The 17,015-nt window shown below is 54.9% G+C and carries 18 protein-coding genes; 11 read left to right on the top strand and 7 right to left on the bottom strand.

Features of this window, described 5'->3' with window-relative positions:
• The 8 genes from ACWVCN_RS05885 to ACWVCN_RS05850 all read left to right on the top strand — a co-directional run.
• Nucleotides 1-682 (top strand): TetR/AcrR family transcriptional regulator (locus ACWVCN_RS05885; protein ID WP_455244611.1); only part of this gene is annotated, 682 nt, incomplete at its 5' end.
• A gap of 58 nt (nucleotides 683-740) precedes the next feature.
• Nucleotides 741-2,081 carry an SCP2 sterol-binding domain-containing protein gene (locus ACWVCN_RS05880; RefSeq protein WP_455244609.1) on the top strand — a complete coding sequence of 447 codons (1,341 nt, stop codon included), beginning with the start codon at nucleotides 741-743 and terminating at the stop codon, nucleotides 2,079-2,081.
• Between the two features lie 28 nt (nucleotides 2,082-2,109).
• Nucleotides 2,110-2,625, top strand: a complete 516-nt coding sequence (locus ACWVCN_RS05875) for a carboxymuconolactone decarboxylase family protein (protein ID WP_455244607.1) — start codon at nucleotides 2,110-2,112, stop codon at nucleotides 2,623-2,625.
• Nucleotides 2,626-2,670: 45 nt separating this feature from the next.
• Nucleotides 2,671-3,054 carry a hypothetical protein gene (locus ACWVCN_RS05870; RefSeq protein WP_455244606.1) on the top strand — a complete coding sequence of 128 codons (384 nt, stop codon included), beginning with the start codon at nucleotides 2,671-2,673 and terminating at the stop codon, nucleotides 3,052-3,054.
• 153 nt (nucleotides 3,055-3,207) lie between these two features.
• Complete coding sequence (locus ACWVCN_RS05865; protein ID WP_455244605.1) at nucleotides 3,208-3,561, top strand: TfoX/Sxy family protein; 354 nt, start codon at nucleotides 3,208-3,210, stop codon at nucleotides 3,559-3,561.
• Nucleotides 3,558-4,304 carry a DUF899 domain-containing protein gene (locus ACWVCN_RS05860; protein ID WP_455244604.1) on the top strand — a complete coding sequence of 249 codons (747 nt, stop codon included), beginning with the start codon at nucleotides 3,558-3,560 and terminating at the stop codon, nucleotides 4,302-4,304. Before ACWVCN_RS05865 ends, ACWVCN_RS05860 begins: the two co-directional genes overlap by 4 nt.
• 116 nt (nucleotides 4,305-4,420) lie before the next feature.
• Nucleotides 4,421-4,855: a hypothetical protein gene (locus ACWVCN_RS05855; protein ID WP_455244603.1), complete on the top strand. Its 435-nt coding sequence runs from the start codon at nucleotides 4,421-4,423 to the stop codon at nucleotides 4,853-4,855.
• Between the two features lie 143 nt (nucleotides 4,856-4,998).
• Entirely contained in the window at nucleotides 4,999-6,078 is a 1,080-nt protein-coding gene (locus ACWVCN_RS05850; RefSeq protein WP_455244602.1) for a hypothetical protein, read from the top strand.
• Nucleotides 6,079-6,089: 11 nt separating this feature from the next.
• On the opposite strand, the gene ACWVCN_RS05845 is transcribed toward ACWVCN_RS05850, so the two are convergent.
• Both ACWVCN_RS05845 and ACWVCN_RS05840 read right to left on the bottom strand, forming a co-directional pair.
• Entirely contained in the window at nucleotides 6,090-7,109 is a 1,020-nt protein-coding gene (locus ACWVCN_RS05845) for a methyltransferase (RefSeq protein WP_455244601.1), read from the bottom strand.
• Entirely contained in the window at nucleotides 7,061-7,933 is an 873-nt protein-coding gene (locus ACWVCN_RS05840) for a hypothetical protein (RefSeq protein WP_455244600.1), read from the bottom strand. Before ACWVCN_RS05840 ends, ACWVCN_RS05845 begins: the two co-directional genes overlap by 49 nt.
• 146 nt (nucleotides 7,934-8,079) lie before the next feature.
• Between ACWVCN_RS05840 and ACWVCN_RS05835 the strand changes: the two genes are divergently transcribed.
• From ACWVCN_RS05835 to ACWVCN_RS05825, 3 genes are all read left to right on the top strand, one after another.
• Nucleotides 8,080-8,937, top strand: coding sequence for a class I SAM-dependent methyltransferase (locus tag ACWVCN_RS05835; RefSeq protein WP_455244598.1), 858 nt, complete (start codon nucleotides 8,080-8,082; stop codon nucleotides 8,935-8,937).
• Between the two features lie 208 nt (nucleotides 8,938-9,145).
• Entirely contained in the window at nucleotides 9,146-9,646 is a 501-nt protein-coding gene (locus ACWVCN_RS05830; RefSeq protein ID WP_455244597.1) for a hypothetical protein, read from the top strand.
• 113 nt (nucleotides 9,647-9,759) lie between these two features.
• Nucleotides 9,760-10,146, top strand: a complete 387-nt coding sequence (locus ACWVCN_RS05825) for a DUF2784 domain-containing protein (protein ID WP_455244596.1) — start codon at nucleotides 9,760-9,762, stop codon at nucleotides 10,144-10,146.
• Nucleotides 10,147-10,257: 111 nt separating this feature from the next.
• Here ACWVCN_RS05825 and ACWVCN_RS05820 read toward each other — a convergent pair whose 3' ends face one another.
• The 5 genes from ACWVCN_RS05820 to ACWVCN_RS05800 all read right to left on the bottom strand — a co-directional run.
• Nucleotides 10,258-11,652 (bottom strand): sigma-54-dependent transcriptional regulator, encoded by a 1,395-nt coding sequence (locus ACWVCN_RS05820; protein ID WP_455244595.1) that lies wholly within the window; start codon nucleotides 11,650-11,652, stop codon nucleotides 10,258-10,260.
• 3 nt (nucleotides 11,653-11,655) lie between these two features.
• Entirely contained in the window at nucleotides 11,656-13,584 is a 1,929-nt protein-coding gene (locus ACWVCN_RS05815; protein ID WP_455244594.1) for an ATP-binding protein, read from the bottom strand.
• Between the two features lie 396 nt (nucleotides 13,585-13,980).
• Entirely contained in the window at nucleotides 13,981-15,573 is a 1,593-nt protein-coding gene (locus ACWVCN_RS05810) for an efflux transporter outer membrane subunit (RefSeq protein WP_455244593.1), read from the bottom strand.
• A gap of 40 nt (nucleotides 15,574-15,613) precedes the next feature.
• On the bottom strand, nucleotides 15,614-16,828 hold the full coding sequence (locus ACWVCN_RS05805; RefSeq protein ID WP_455244592.1) for an efflux RND transporter periplasmic adaptor subunit: 1,215 nt from the start codon (nucleotides 16,826-16,828) through the stop codon (nucleotides 15,614-15,616).
• Between the two features lies 1 nt (nucleotide 16,829).
• Nucleotides 16,830-17,015: efflux RND transporter permease subunit (locus ACWVCN_RS05800; protein WP_455244591.1), on the bottom strand; the 186-nt coding region annotated here is incomplete at its 5' end.

Genomic DNA, 17,015 nt, shown 5'->3' with positions numbered 1-17,015 from the left:
TCGTCAGGTCAAGCCACAGAGCTACGGCAAGGCGCAGGAAGAAAATGTTCTTGACCGTTCATTCCAATATGTGATAAGGCATCGTAACAGGAGCATCGAGATGCCGAGACCAAAAGAATTCGATACTGCCGAGGCCTTGGACAAGGCCATGCAAGTCTTTTGGCACAAGGGTTACGAAGCAACGTCAATAGATGATCTGTTGACAGCGATGGATCTCAATCGAGGTTCGCTCTACGACACGTTCGGCGACAAACATCAGCTATTCCTTGCCTGCTTGGACCGGTATTGCACGGGTCTGATGGGAGAACGATTGAAACAGCTTGAACAGCCTGGTCCGGGGTTAGCGGCGATCAAGCAGTTCATTGCGACGATGGGAGAAGGCATGTTCGGTGATCCGTCCCGCCGCGGGTGTCTTCTTGCGAACACAGCCATGGAATTGGCGCCCCATGAAAAAGATATCGGCCTGCGCGTATCGCGCTCAATCGCACGCGTGGAAGAAGCCTTTTACAACGCACTCACCCGCGCCAAGCGACAAGGAGAGCTCCGCAAAGAGCAAGACCCTCGCTCGCTGGCCCGCTACCTCACAGGCATAATGCAAGGCGTCGTGGTGATGTTCAAAGCCGGAGCCCCAGAAGAGACTCTGCGGGATATCATGAAGACCGGCTTGTCCGTCTTAGGGTAGGCAATTTTTTTGCCGATTTTTGGAACGATCGTTCCATTAATATAACGGAGGTTCCTCGATGCTGACCACTCAACTCCCTGTGCTGCATGAAAAACCGGAGGTTGCAGGCTCTACTCCCTTCGTACAATCCGGCGTCCTGAACAGCAACTGGCTTCGGGCACTCTCCGTTGAGGCGGGAGCTGACGACGTCGGCTTCGTGGAATTATCCCGCCGCGAGCTCGACGACCAACGCGACGACATCCTCGACTGTTTTCCTCAAGCCAAATCCTTGATCAGTTTTGTTGTCCGCATGAATCGCGAACCGATCAGGAGTCCGGCACGGTCAATCGCCAATCTAGAGTTTCACCGGACCGGTGACGACGTGAACGACATCGCGCGTCGCATCGTCATGGCCCTGGAACGGGAGGGCGTGCGCGCCGTTAATCCGGCGATGGGATTTCCTATGGAGATGGATCGATTCCCGGGGAAACTTTGGGTCGTGTCACACAAGCCGGTTGCTGTCGCGGCGGGGCTCGGTCAGATGGGTATTCACCGCAACGTCATTCACCCGACGTTCGGCAGTTTTATCCTCCTCGGCACTATCGTGCTTGATACGGCAATCGATGCGCCCGGTGCGCAAATCGACTACAACCCCTGCTTCGAATGCAAGCTCTGCGTCGCGGCCTGCCCGACCGGCGCGATCGGATCCGACGGACACTTCGATTTTTCAGCTTGCTACACCCACAATTACCGCGAATTCATGGGCGGATTCACGGAATGGGTCGAGCGAGTAGCGGACAGTCCTAATGCGAAGGCTTACCGCCGGAAGGTGAACGATGCGGAATCCGCTTCGATGTGGCAAAGCCTATCCTACGGCGCCAATTACAAGGCGGCCTACTGTCTGGCAGTCTGTCCCGCCGGCAAGGACGTGATCGGACCCTTTACAACCAGTCGCAAAGCATTCACTGCCGACGTCGTAAAACCGCTTCAGTCCAAAGAGGAGCCTGTCTATGTTATTCGAGGCTCAGATGCCGAACAGCACGTGACAAAACGGTTTCCACACAAACAGGTGCAGCATGTCGGAAACAGCCTGCGCCCGCAATCGATTAAGAACTTCTTGGACGGTCTGCCCATTCTGTTCCAGCGGAATCAATCCGCAGAGCTCTGTGCGACCTATCAGTTTACATTCACGGGAAAGGAATCCCGGCAAGCTACGGTCGTGATCAAGAACAAAACCTTGGCCGTGCACGATGGTCACGTGGGAACGCCGGACCTTCGGATTACAGCGGACAGCAACACCTGGATCAAGTTTCTCGCAAAAGACCAGGCCCTTCCGTGGGCTTTGCTCCGGAGGAAGATCCGGTTGAGGGGATCCCCGCTCCTCCTGTTCAAATTCGGCAAGTGTTTCTTGGCAGGATAACCGTTTTCCACTCATAAGGAGGTTGAACATGACCGCAACTGCAGCAACGCAACAAGTCGATGCCATCTTTGCCGCAGTCGAACAGGCGTATGGATGGGTTCCCAATTTGATCAAGGAAATGAGCAGGAGTGTCCCAACCGCTCAGGCGTATCTGAGCGGACAGCAAGCCTTAGCAAAGGGATCACTCTCTCCCAAAGAGCAGCAAACCGTGCAACTGACCGTCGCGTCCGTCAACAACTGCCACTATTGCCAAGAGGCACATGCATGGATCGGCGGAAAGGCGAGGATCTCAACAGAGGGTATCGCCGCGATTCGATCAGGACGGCTCCCCGAAGATGAGACCTTGGCGAACATTGTGGAGATCACCAGGCTGATTATGGAGAAACGCGGCTGGTTGAGCGAAGAAGACCTTCGGAAAGCCGAGGCGAATGGCATTTCCAAAACACGGTTGTATGAAATCATTACCTACATCGGCCTGAAGACGATCTCCAACTACATCAACCATATCGCCCATACACCGGTCGATGAGCAGTTTTCGGCTTGAGTAAGGACGTTACCGACAACCTTCAACCGGGAAAGGAGAAACCCCATGTCCGTGGCAGCGGCCAATGAACTCGAAACCAGATTGAAAGAGCTTCAGCATTATATCCGCGAGGGGCGGGTTATCGACGCCTTGTTGGAATTCTACGATGTGAACGTCTCGATGCAGGAAAATGCCAACCACCCCACGGTGGGGCTCCAGGCTAATATCGAGCGGGAGAAGCAATTCCTGGGTGGCGTGAAAGAGTGGAAAGGTTTTCACGTGAAGGCTGTGGGCATCGGCCATGATGTCACATTCTACGAAGCTGTGTTCGACTGGATCGCCACAGACGGCACGCCAATACATATTGAACAGGTCGCTCTGGCGAAATGGAGGAACGGGAAGATCGTTCATGAACGGTTCTTTTATGATACGGGTGGGGCCAGAAGCTGACCAAGAAGTGGGAAGGCCGTGACTCTACACTCGCTCGAGAAATCACGGCCTTCCCTTCGCACAAGACACTACGGGATGGCGGACACCCTTAGATAGCATGCTTCGCCAACAAACCTATAGAATGCACTGAAACGATGGCAAGGGTTTCACCGTATGGCCTACGATGAACAGTTAGCGGTACGTATCCGTAAGCTCTTGAAAGGTCGCCGCACCTTGGTCGAGAAAAAGATGTTCGGAGGGCTCGCCTTCCTATTAAACGGAAAGATGTTTGCCGGGATCTTGAAAAAGGACCTGGTCGTCCGAGTTGGCCCGAAGGGTCATGACGCAGTGCTAGAAGAAGCACACACGAGGCCCATGGATTTCACCGGGAGACCCATGAGGGGCTATGTCTATGTGAGTCCAGCCGGCACCAAGGATGCCGCCCGACTTCAGAAATGGATCGCAAGAGGATTGGATTGCGTGGCCAAGCCGGTAACCGTCAAGAACACAACGAGGAGGCCCAAATGAATCATCCTGTCGTCTCGCAAGAAGAATGGAACAAGGCGCGGGGGGAATTATTGGCGCGAGAAAAAGAATTCACCACGCAGCGCGATCAGATGACAGCACAGATCCGCGCCCTACCCTGGCGTAAGGTCGAGAAGAGCTATTCGTTCGACAGCTCGACCGGTCAAGAGAGTCTCTCAGATCTCTTTGACGGCAAAAGTCAGCTGGCCATCTATCATTTCATGCTCGGTCCTGATTGGGAGCAAGGTTGTAAGAGCTGTTCGTTCTGGGCGGATGGATTCCAAGGCATTCCGATCCATTTGGCGCATAGGGACACATCCTTCGTCGTCGTGTCGCGTGCGCCCCTTGAGCAGATCGACCGCTTCAAGAAGCGGATGGGTTGGACCTTTCCGTGGGTCTCATCATTTGGCTCTGATTTCAATTTCGACTTCGGCGTGTCGTTCACTGAGCATGACGAACAAACCGGGCAGGTGCTCTACAACTATACAGTCGGTCCCTACATGGCTGACGAAATGCCAGGTGCCAGCTTTTTCTACCGCGAGGGCCAACAGATCTACCATACCTACTCCACCTATGGTCGCGGACTGGATCTGCTCAACTGCATCTACAACTGGCTGGACCTCGTCCCCAAGGGGAGAGACGAAAATCCGGATTCCACAATGGATTGGGTGCGACATCATGACCGGTACGAGGATAGTCCGAGGACCTCGAAGTCTTGTTGCAGTCAAGAAAAAGAGCGGCCCTGACGAGGAGGCTGCGGCTACTCCCTCATCCTTGACGTATTCTTGCAGTTGCTCGAATCACCCTTGACGTGAGTTACGCAGCATGTTTGATTATCATCTTGAACCGAAGGAGGTTCCCCATGAAACGGACCGTCGGATTGATGGCGCTGACGATGCTGCTTGCCGGTCTCACAGGCTGCAGCTACATTTATTACCCGCGCGCTGCCGATTACGCAGCCCAAGCCAAGGGTGCCACTGGCGTCGAAACCCTGATCAACCTCACGAACATGATGGAAGCCACGGCTGCCAAAGCCAAGGGTGGCAAAGGCAAAGATAGTGCACTGGATGATTACCATAACCAGCTGCACGCGCTGCTCAATTCATTTTGTTGTGGCGTGACCGAGGCTCAGGCTAAAAGCCCGGCTTACGACCTGGCAGTCACACATAAGAAAGAACTGAAAGCCATCTTCAAGCGGTTGTGGAAATTTAAAGACGTCCAGCCACAGCGCGATCAACATTTGGATCTTTCAATCGCTGAGTTGAAAGAACTGCGCGAGACGCTGAAAACGTTGTAACCGACTGTTCGAAGGGCCTTGGCTCGGTCCAACGGCTTTGCTATAGAATGGCCTGAATGAGCCGAGCAACCAGAGCCCATCATCTGTTTCGAGCCGCCGTTGAAGCCCTCCTTCACGCGCATGCGCCCAAAGGATCCACGGGCATGGGCGAGGAGCTTTCGTCTGCGCTTGAAAAAGCAGATCCGTCAACCGACCTCTGGACCATCATCGCGAAGGAATGCGAATCCTTGTTGGGCTCCATTGCCTATCGGCATGGCTCGCTCGCTCAGGCCATCGAGTGGGAAACCCTCAAACTCCAATCTCGGATTCGACCGGAGGAAAATACTTCTCCCCCTCCGATCTTCCGGGACCGGCACGTTCATATCGGAGCTCTCATTCAACTTTGGCGCCGGCTGGCTATGGAAACGGAAGACCTCCTCGCAGCCCAAGGCATCGACACGCTTCTCGATGTCGGGCCCTGGGGTGGATTCAACTTCGTTCTGGAATCAGATGGATATACCAGGATGAAATTCGCTCGACTCACGCTCGGCATCGGCAGCCTGGCCTCGCTCCCTCTCGCAGAGACAGGGGGGCCGTTCTTCGAGACATTCTTGCCCCGCTATCGCTCGCAGCTGGAACTCGCCGGTGTCTCTATCCCGGACAAGTGGGGCTTCCACTACCCCAAGTACGAGGAGCATGGTCGGCTAGTTGAACTGTCCTGTATCTACTATTTCCCCGAGCACACGTACGAACGCCGGAGTTTCGTGAAAGTTCGGGTCTCACGTGAATTCGAGACGGTGGAAGAGATCATCTTGCGGGATTTCGTCGTGCTACTCGAACGACTCCATTATACGGCTGACTGGGAGCAGTATCGCGCCACGACCAAAAACGTCGACGCACGGTTCGACCTTCAAGATTTCATCTCCCTCAGTCATGTCGCAGAAGGAGTTTATCGGCGAACCGCAACGGAAGACGCCCTGCTGAACGAACTCAAGGAAGCCTTCAAAGGAACGATCCGCGAACCGGCCGTCCTCTACGGCTATTGGGACAGAGTCGTTCGCTCGAGGTGGATTGAACATCTCTACTGGGCGATCGCAGAGGCAGGATTAGGTGTGAAGAAATATCAGCGGCCTGTGATGCTGGGACGTGAACTGTTTCCAAAAATCCCTCCGCGGCTCCTGCTTCCCGTGAGGCGTCACCTGCAAGCGTACCATGGGGAAGTCGGCGCCCGGAGGCCGACCTAAGGATCATCACCTCACTCCAGTCGCGTTGCCTCCAGCGTCCCGATGGAGCCTCTCACCACTCTCCGCCGAAATCGTCCGAAACCCAGGTCCTTCAGCCACCCTTCAACCTCCCCCCATCCGTAGGAACGACCTCCCGGCGTGAATGTGTACATCACCAGAGAAAAGACGGAGGCCTCGGCAGGTTTCGCGAGGCTCTCATCGAGAAAAAACTCGACGATAAACAGTTTGCCTCCCGGCTTCAACGCCTGACGCACACGATTGAGTAACCGGCGATTATCATTCTCATTAAAATCGTGCAGGACGTTCCCTACCATTACCGCATCATATTCGTTTTCTAACTTGGCGGTGAAAACATCACCGGCACGCACAGCCAGTCGACTCTGCAATCCGTTTTTTGCAATCAAAGAGCGGGCCACGGATACGGATTGGTCCACCATTAGGCCGGTCAGCTTGGGATAACGCCGAGCCAGCGCGATGGAATAGGAACCGGGGCCTCCTCCAAGGTCCAGAAGGCGCACCGGTCTTTCCGACAACCGAATCGTCGCGATCGTCAAGGGGGCGAGGACAAGGCTCCGCTCGTGCATGGCCAACGCAAACTTACGGCGGAATCTGGCCGTTTCCGTGATCGGAGCCCAGCCGGACCGCCCACGGCGGATCGCCTTCGCTGTCCCCGTCCAATCGGACCAGTGGTGTGAGAGTAACCAGAGAAGATTCGTAACGGATCGAGAACTCCGTTCATCGAGAAAAGTTCTGGCAAGCCGTCCGTTCCGGTATCGGCCGTTCCGCTTCCTGAGCAAATCCAAACCGACAAGGGCGTTCAGGAGTAGATGCATTCCCTCCTTCGTTGTTTTACAAGACTGCGCCAGTTGGTCCACACGCCTCGCTTTCGTTCCTAGCGCGGTAAACAGACCCAATTCGTTGGCGATCAGTAAAGTTTTCGATTCGGCATAGCCGTTTGCCAGCCGCATGAGGTCGGAGTAGGTCATGGAGTCGCCGGTGGAGTGCTGCCTGGCACGTCGATATCCATCCACATACCCTCCATGAAGTGCGGTCTCCGCCTGATTGGATCAGCGAGAAAACACAGGATGCCGTAGCGCCCAGGCTCCACTTTCAAGGGAAGAATTGCCACCCGTCCCGGCGCCAGGCCCGTCACGCCTCCGATCGTACGGCCGGCCGGATTGTCCGGTATCCCGGGCCTGTAAAACTCCAGGAAATCGACCACCGACGCGCCGGGCTCGAGCGAGAGCAAGAGCACCTCGTGGGCTTCTCGGCCGTCGTTTCGCACCAGAATTTGTTGTTCGCCCGCCGTCATTGGCCTGTCGAAAGAGTAGCTGAACTCTTTCATGAACAGGGTCAACGTCGGACTCGGAGCCGTACGGGCCGCTTCCTCTCCTTCCGTCACCTTCAGGGCCTTACTCATACCCTGGATCACATGCGGACGCCCCCGTTTGTCCGGAATGCCGCAGATCAAGACGTATTCGCCCGGATCCAAATCGAGCATCGCCGTGGCTTCCTTGCCCGGCATCACGCTATTCACTCCACCATAACGGACGACCCATGAAGGCAACTGAGTCGAGTCGGCGGCCAGCGCCTCGTTGAAATCCTTCGCCGTTTTGCCTGCCGACAGCTTGAGAAACTGCACGTGATGTGTGTCATGGCCCTGATCCTGTAGTCGAATGGTGTGCCACCCGGGAGCAATTTGATCCGGACCGCTGAATTGATAGTCCTCCGCGACGATCAACACCTCAGGACGTTCCTGGCCGAATCCTGAGGCAGCGAACCAAAACAGGACGGAGCAAGAGATGACCGTTGCAAGCAAGAGATGACCGGGCAAGTCGAATAGCTGAGATCTCATCGTGCCTCCTCTTCGATACCATAGCCGCCCCTGCTCCGCCTTGCCAACATGAAAATCTTGAGAAGTCTTTTATGTCGGGAGCACCTCTTGAAATACCGCTTCTACTCCATGCACGATGGCGCATTATCTTCCTCAATGAGGCACCCATGGCACAGGCAACAACGCATTCGATCATCGAAGCTCAGCAGAAAGACTGGAACCGTGTCGCGGAAGGTTGGGAAAAGTGGGACCACTTCTTCGAAGTGCAGATGGCCTGTCTCAACCATCGAATCGTGGCCGATGCCAGAATACGGCAAGGAATGAAGGTTCTCGATCTTGGTTCCGGTACCGGCTATCCCGCAATCCTCGCGGCCCAGACCGTCGGTGCTTCCGGCAGTATCGTGGGGATGGATCTCGCCGAACAGATGCTTGATGTGGCAAAGCGCAAGGCGCGTTCATTGGGTTTGTCCGGCATTGTCTTTCGTGCCGGCGATGTGACAACTCTGCCCTTCGAAGCGCAATCATTTGACGCCGTTACCAGCCGCTTTTGCCTGATGTTTCTTCCTGATATTCCGAAAGCCGCCGCAGAAATTGCCCGTGTGCTCAAACCTGGAGGCTGGGTTGCCGCTGCAGTGTGGGCCCCGCCGGAAAAGAACCCGCCGCTCGGCCTGTCAATGGCGGCCATCAGGCGAGTTGTTGACCTTCCACCACCCGACCCTACCGCGCCGGGCATTTTCAGACTGGCCACAGCCGGCGACCTGGCCGGCCTGTTCGAGCAGGCAGGACTGGTCGATAGCATGGACCAGGAATTTCTGTCGGAATGGTCCTATGAATCCGAGGAAGAGTATTACAGAAGCGTCGTGGAATTGGCCGCGCCGATCCAAAACTTGATGGCGCAACTATCTTCCGGTCAATTGCGGCAGGTGAAGCAGTTGATTTTCGAAGGCTTTGTCTCTTTTCGACGGGAACACCGCATCATCCTTCCCATCACTGTCCGCATGGTGGCGGCACGCAAGCCTCTGTAGCCCTTCAAGCCCAATCGGACTCAAAGGCTCAAGAATTACTATGAGGTTCCGGTCGAGATCCTAGAATCTCCTGCGGACCTTGCGCAGTGGGCGATGCAGTCAGCCCAACTGTAATCCTCCCGGGTGTTGAACCTTCTTTGGCCATCGCATACCGCTACGCTAACAGGTAAAATGAGACAAAGTTTCCCGTCATGAGACCAGGAGACCGATGACAACCCGTCTTTGGACAATCTTCGTAACTGTGATCGGACTTCTCTGTAGTAGTTTCACGATCACAACCACGCTGGCAGCCGATAATCCAGATCCACAGAAACTCTGGCGCGCCGTACCACCGCCCCAAACGCCCCAGCAGGAACCGGAACCTCCGAGGCCATGGGTGTTGCGAGAGAGAGAAATCGCCTTGAATCCCTCCCTGTTTGCAGTTTTGAAAGATGCAGCAGCCCGCCCTCATCCCCGTATTACCGTCGAACTCTTCGATGGAGCTCGCTACGATCTAGACATCACCTCCACGGTTTCCCGAATCGACGGCACCGCGATCGTCCGTGGTCAATTCAAACCACCCGCGCAGGGAACCTTCACCTTTGTCGGTAACGACAATCTTCTCATCGGCACCATTCGCGTCGCCAATCGTCTCTACAAGACCGAGCATATCGCCAACGGAAGGCTGAGACTTCTCGAGGTCGATCCCGAGAAAGCACCTCCGGAGTGACGACGGGGTTCCTCAGCGCTGATTTTGTCATGGATTCCATCAACATATGAGAGAGGCAACGGCACAACCGGCCTACCGGGCCTCAAGATGAAGAAAGGATTGAAGTAACCAGCATGTGGTACTCATTCCTTGGTGATTTGACCCTCTGCATCCATCTCATGTTCGTGCTCTTTGTGGTCGCCGGAGGATTCCTCGCTTTGCGATGGCGGCGCATCATCTTCGTCCACTTGCCTGCAGCTGTTTGGGGTGCGCTCGTCGAACTCAATGGATGGGTCTGTCCGCTGACTCCGCTTGAACTATGGCTACGCCAACAAGCCAACGAGGTTGGCTACAGAGAAGACTTCATTGGACATTACCTGCTGGCGGTTTTGTATCCGGATGGCTTGACACGGGAAATCCAGATCGGATTGGGGGTAAGCGCAGTGGCGATCAATCTCTTAGTCTATGGATGGGTATGGCACAAGACTTACAGGCACAGTCTTGCCGGCCACGCGAGATAAAAATGGAATACACCCCAGGAGAGATTCTATTCCCTCTAAGCTGTCGGCGCTTCGACAAAAGAAAGCAAGGGATCAAAAAGGGGTTAGGATGCCGCTAAGAAACACTGCGCTTCATTGATGATCATCGCTCGTCTTTTTAAGACGCCGATCTAACGCAAACCGCGTCAGCCCCAAGTGCTTCGCCGCTAGAGTCTTATTGTAGTCCGCAAGCCGCAACACCTCTTCGATAATAGCCGATTCCACATCCGCCAACGACTGCTGCCCGAGTTTCATCTCGACTCGAACGACAGGCTCGACCGCGCTCGTAGTTACAACCGCAATATGCTGGCTGGATTCACGCAATTCAATCGGTAAACTGTTGGGGGTAAGGGTCCGACCATGACAGAAAATCATGGCACGCTCCAGAATATTCTGAAGCTCTCGAATGTTTCCCGGGTACGCATACCCTTCCAGCAATCGAGCAGTTTCCTGGTCGATATCTGGAACGGTTTTCCCGAAATCCTGTGCGTACCGGACGAGCGCCCTCCGGCACAGCGGCAAAATGTCCTCCGGTCGTTTTCGTAGAGGAGGCAATTCGAATGAGACCACGTTAAGGCGAAAGTAGAGGTCTTCCCGGAACGTCCCGCGACCGACTTCCTTCTTGAGGTCCCGATTTGTGGCTGTAATCAACCGAAAATCTACTCCGATATCGGAGGTTCCTCCGAGTCGCCGGAAAGAGCGTTCCTGTAGGACTCGCAGCAACTTGGCCTGCATGCTCAGATCGAGGTCCCCGATTTCATCGAGAAACAGCGTGCCGCCTTCGGCTTTTTCCAGCAAGCCCAGCTTCCGCTGATTTGCGCCGGTAAAGGCGCCTCGTTCATACCCGAATAATTCGCTTTCGAATAAATCCCTGGGGATGGCCGTGCAATTGACCCCGATAAAGGGACCAGCCGCACGAGGGCCGTTGTGATGGATGACCCTGGCTAGGAATTCTTTCCCCGTTCCCGTTTCACCGAGCAACATCACCGTGGACTTTGGATTCTCGGCCACTTCGCGAACTTGTTCGAGCAATTGCTTCATGACATGGCTGACGGCATCTATGTTGCTCAGACTGAATTGGCTGTCATGATGTTCTCTTTCAGAATCGAGACGGCGGCGGATTTTCAACATGTCCAGGGCGCGGTTGATGACAGGATCGATCGTCTCCAAATCCACCGATTTGATCAGAAAGTCGTACGCCCCGAGCTTCATGGCCTCCACGGCATCCTCAACGGTTCCATATGCGGTCAGCACAATAATCACGGCGGAGGGTGCCAGCTGACGCGCACGTTTCAGCGTATCCAAACCGCTCAGCCCTGGCATTTTCAGATCCACCAACATCACGTCGGGCAAGTCATGTTCTAGACCTTGCAATAGCGCTTCACCTGAATCGAACCCTACGACACGATGGCCCGCCCGTCCCAACCGTTTGACGAGGGAAGAGCGAATCGCCTGTTCATCGTCTGTGACGAAAATCACTGCTTGCATGCCTTACACCTCTCCGCTCTTCGTCTCCGGCTTTAACGGGAGCCATAGGCTCACCACCGTGCCTTTGCCAACGTCGCTGGTCATATGCAATTCGCCCATATGATTTTCCACGATATTCCGGCAGATCGCCAACCCCAATCCCGTCCCGCGTGGCTTGCCTCTCGTAAAGAACGGCTCAAAGACGTGTGGGAGCAGATCTGCCGGGATCCCCTTTCCGCTATCCTTGACTTTGATCATGATGCCCGATCGAGACTTGAGCATAAGTTCGAATGCGGTAATCTCGAGTACCCCGCCTTCCTCAGGAGACGCTTCCAAGGCATTCTGCACAAGATTCAACAGAACCTGTTTCAGTTGGTCTCGGTCGGCATGTAACATGCCTAACGTCGGCGGGATCGACAGCTTTACAGATACCCGTTTGTCCTGCAATGAGACCGCGAGCAACTTCAGAACTTCCTCGACCAGATCCTGTAACGCAAACGCGACGACGGCGAGTTCTCGCGGACGGGCGAATTCCACAATTTGGTTCACGATGCGATCCAGTCGTTTCGTTTCCTTGAGCATCTCGCTGATATCGTTTCGACGACTGTCCGACTCCTCAAATTCATCTACCAACAGCGAGGCAGTTGAACCGATTCCAATCAACGGATTCCTGATTTCATGTGCAATGCCGGCTGCAACCTGTCCCAGCGTTGCCAGTTTTTCGGAACGGCTGAGCCGAAACTGAAGATCCTCCAGCGCGGTGATGTCGATATTGAACCCCACGTACATGTTACGGGGTCCTGCATCATGGGTGAGGGGGATGCGACGGCTCAGCACTTTGAGTGTGCCACCGTTGAGATGGACAAAGCGAAACACCGTTTCATGTGGCCGCCCGTGCCCCACCGCCTGTTCAAACTCCGCCAGGACCCGATCTCGATCTTCGGGATGGATTCGTTCGCGAAATGTCCCCGGATCCACTTCTTCATCAGGATCCAACCCCGCAAGGATTTGGTTATACCGGTTACTGAACGTCACCTGCGTGCCTAAGGTCGTGAAAATCCCCAGGGGGGCGTGATCGACGAGACCGCGATACCTGGATTCAGATTGCGCCAAACTCTCATTCACACGGCGAAGAGCCGATTCCGATTTCTCCACCTGATCAAGGTGGCCGCGAATCTGTGAACTCATGGCGTGCATCACCCTGGTCAGATCCCCGATTTCGTCCTTCCTGTCCAAAACGGGGATCGTAGGCACGACACGATCAGCAGCCGACCCGACATCCTTTGCCAAGCTCACAAGAGGCACCGTGATCGAACGAGCAATCAAATACAATGCGCCGACGATAAATCCGAACGTGAGCACCCCGCCAAAAAGAATCACGTACAGATTCCTGGTCCGATCCTCGCTCAACAGCGTCAACTCTTCGGCCACTCTCTGCTGCTCAAGCTGGTCGAACTTCATCATCCGTTCTCTGATTTCGACCATCAGTGCCCGCCCACGCCCCGCTTCGATGTAATGTATGGCATCCGTTTTATGGCCGGCTTTGATCGCGCTGATAAGTTCGTCCTTCTCTTTCATCAATTGCGCAACCAATTTTTGAACGATCTTGAATTGCTGGAGTTGATCCTTTGAAATCCGACTCTCCAGATCCTTGCCAATCGCAACGATACCCTCCTGGGCGACTCCATACGGACGAAGGAATGGCAGCTCTTCGGTCAACACATATCCCCGAAACCCCGTCTCCAAATCGACCACTAACCGCATGTATTGCGCTGCCGACTTCTGGGCTCTGTAGAGATTGTCTAATCGATCCTCGTCGAGTGAGAGTGTTTCCACCGTCCGGTAAGTCATGACGCTGAGGAGAATAAGTGCCGCCAGCGGGATAACAGAGATCAGCAGGAATTTCGTACGGATCGGGGCATTACCGATGAGGTTCGATATGTGTATCCGCATGGAGATTAGCTCTCAATCAAACATGGTAGGATTCAGAACATTTTCATGTCAAACGCAGCGCCTACATAAGCGCAGATCGACAAGGCGTTGAAACCCGCCGCGAAGGAGAAGTCACCATCGCGATCTGAGCTTGCATGCTCCCGAGCATACCACTCCCCTTCTGTGGCACGTGATCGATTCAGAATCTCGACCCAACGGCTCGGGAGAATGCCGAGAACTGTAACTAGCTCATAGCCTGCGGAAGAAAAACAGAAGGTGCATATACCGTTAAAGTGATGCGTGTTATGCGTCTATGTCCGAGAACGAGAATCTGAGTGAAATGAAGAGAATCGGTCGAGGTCTTGTTCTCTTTCCGGCACACCATGTATTTCTGCTCCCTTTTATTTCGCGTCCACTTTAAGGAACCGGAGGTTTGGTCAGATCATTGTTCACCCAGTTATTATCCGCATTCACATCGATTCCTCCGACGGGAGACGGCTTGTCTAGATTTACGTATTGCATTGTTCCAAACGGTTGAATCTCCTCGTCAACAGGCAGTTGTTTACGGTCCCACCCGCCGCCAAGCGCTCGAATGAGCTCGACCGAAGCCCTCAGGAGGTCGGCCTTGAGTTGTACGGACTCGATGCGCGCCTGCAGCGTGGCGACCTGCGCGTAGATCAGCTCGAGACTGGAGGCTAATCCACCCTGGTAAAGTTCTGTGGTCAGATTTTGCGTTTTGAGCGTCGCCCCGACTGTCGCCTCTTGCTTGTTCACCGCCGTGCTCAGCTGTTTCGTCAGACTCAAATTGTTTTCGACCTCGCGGAATGCATTGAGCACCGTGGAACGGTATCGATCCTCTGTCTCACGATAGACCGACCAGGCCTGCTGCAATTGCGCACGACGATACCCTCCCCGGAACAACGGCAGCTCGATGGCGGAACCATATGACCAGAAGCTATTGGCAAGCTTCACCAAGTTGAACCCTTCATCCTCAAAGCCGCCACCGGCCCGAATAGACACATTCGGATAAAAGGCGGCACGGGCGATGCCAATAGCTCGATTGGCCTGTGCCATCTGGCGCTCCATCCCAGCTATGTCCGGCCGTCGTTCCAGCAAGGTTGAGGGAAGAGTCTGTGGGATCGTGAACTTCGCCACTCGCAGGTTGTCGACCGGTTTGATCGTGAATCCAGCTGGTGCCATGTTGACCAGAATCGCGATCGATTGTTCTGTCACTTGGCGATGTCCCTCAACTTGGGCGAGTCTTGTCTCAGTGCTGTATAAGAGCGACTCCACGCGTGCCACGTCGAGAGCAGACGCGATCGCCCCTTCAAACTGCGTCTTTACGATATTGAGTGACCGTTTGTAGAGGTCGATCGATTGCCTATAGGTCGCAATCTGGGCATCATAACCCCGCAGTGTATAGTAATTCGCAGCAATTTCCGCCTGCAGGCTAAGACGCGCGAGGCCGTACTCAGCCGCACGTTCCTCGGCACGATAGATCTCGACTCGCGTCTCATTGCGAATGGCGGACCAGAAGTCAGGCTCCCAGGAGGCGAGACCTCCGATCGATATGGAACTCTCCTCGATTGGAATGTTGGGAGGGCGAAACAGGGCTTCCTCCGATTGCCTGTTATTCGAGGCATCGAGGCCCAATCCGATTTGCGGGATTCGTCGTGACCGGACCTTCATCATCATATCGCGGGCCTGCACGAACCTCTCTGCGGCCGCCTGCAAGTCGGGATTAGCCGCCATGGCCTGGTCTTCGAGCCTGTTCAGAGTCGTATCATTGTAAAGCTTCCACCAGTCCGAACGAAGCTCGCTATCCGACGGATTCGCTTCGACGAAGGGGCTCGCCCCATGCCATGAAGCTGGCACGACATATTGAGGCGGTTGGTATTCAGGCGCGAGATCGACGTGCGGCAGCCAATCGCTGCACGACGACGTCGTGAGAGCCAGGATGAGAAGGCTGCTCCGCCATGCAAGAAGGCGAACAATGTGAGAAATGTTCATTCTTGTTCGCTCCGCGGCAGCCATTTCGTGTGATCGCCTTTCATTGTGGAGACGGCTCCTGGGTGGTAGCTTCATTTGGCTCCGGCATGTCTTCCGTAACAAGATCGTAGCCTGGAGCCGGCTTCACAATGCGCACTTTGTCACCTTCGAGCAATGCGGCACTCGGGTTGTTGATAATGCGGTCGTTTGTGGAAATCCCTTCCTGCACCTCAACGGAATTGTCGAGGATCTTGGTCACGGTGATCGGCTTGAAGTGCACGCTATCGTCCTCCGTCACCACCGCCACCTGAGCACCGTGCTCCTGGAAGACCATGGCAGTGGATGGAATTGTGAGCACTTTCTTTTCGACCGGAGCCGTAAGGCGGACCGTGGCATAGGAGCCTGGCCATAGAGCCCGGTCCTCGTTGTCAATCGTGAATTCGGTGACCGCCGTCCTTGTGCTCACGTCAAATCCTCTGGAGACTGTCAGGAACTTGGCGGTGAAATGACGGCGCGGCAATTGCGGCACCGTGACGTCGGCAGTCAAGCCAGGCTCGAGGAATGGCCCAAACGCTTCTGGCACGTTGACAAAGAGACGCATCATACTAACGTCCGCCACTGTGAAGAGATTGCTGATCATGCCAGGCGTGCTGATCGTACCCTCCTTATTGACGTAGTCGCCGACATTGATGTTGCGCACAGTCACTACCCCATCGTATGGCGCCACGATTGTTTTGAATCGGATCAGTGCTTCGAAGTTCTTGACATTCTGCTCTGCAGCCTTGACCTTCGCGGCTTGCGCTTTTGCCTCGGCGAGCTGGACAGATATCGCCTGCTCCGAGAGTGCGTGGTTCTTGCGCATCGCGACGTAGCGTTTCGCCGTGAGTTCAGCCAGTGCATACTTCGCACGCTCGGAATCCAGATCCGCCTTGGCCTGGGCATATTGGGCGTCAAGTGCTGGGGCATTGATTTCAGCGAGCACGTCGCCTTTCTTAACCTGGGCGCCGTAGTCCTTGTACCACATCTTCACATAGCCGGAGACCTGAGCATAAATAGGCGCCTCAAACCAGGCCTGAATATTCCCGGGCAGCGTGATCGTTTCATTCGGATCGATCGGCTTTGCATAGGTCACGGCCACGGTCGGAACGGAACCCTCGAGTGTTTCTTGGCGCAGGACGGCGGCGTCGAGCTTGCTTTCATAGATCCGGTACCCCACGTAAGACACAATGAGGATGATCGCCGCGATGACGACGCCTTTCCCGCGGAAGAGACTCATATCAGACGCTCCCTTTCTGGCGGACGGACTGGCGGTGGTAGATAATGGCATATACGCAAGGAACAAAAAACAAGGTGAATACGGTGGCAACAAACAATCCCCCCATGACGGCACGGCCCAGCGGCGCGTTCTGAGAATTTCCTATCGACATCGGCAACATGCCGATGATCATAGCTGAGGCTGTCAT

The organism is Petrachloros mirabilis (assembly GCF_975968855.1).
The sequence above is the reverse complement of the archived record's forward strand: the minus strand, read 5'-3'. Positions and strand labels throughout refer to the sequence as shown.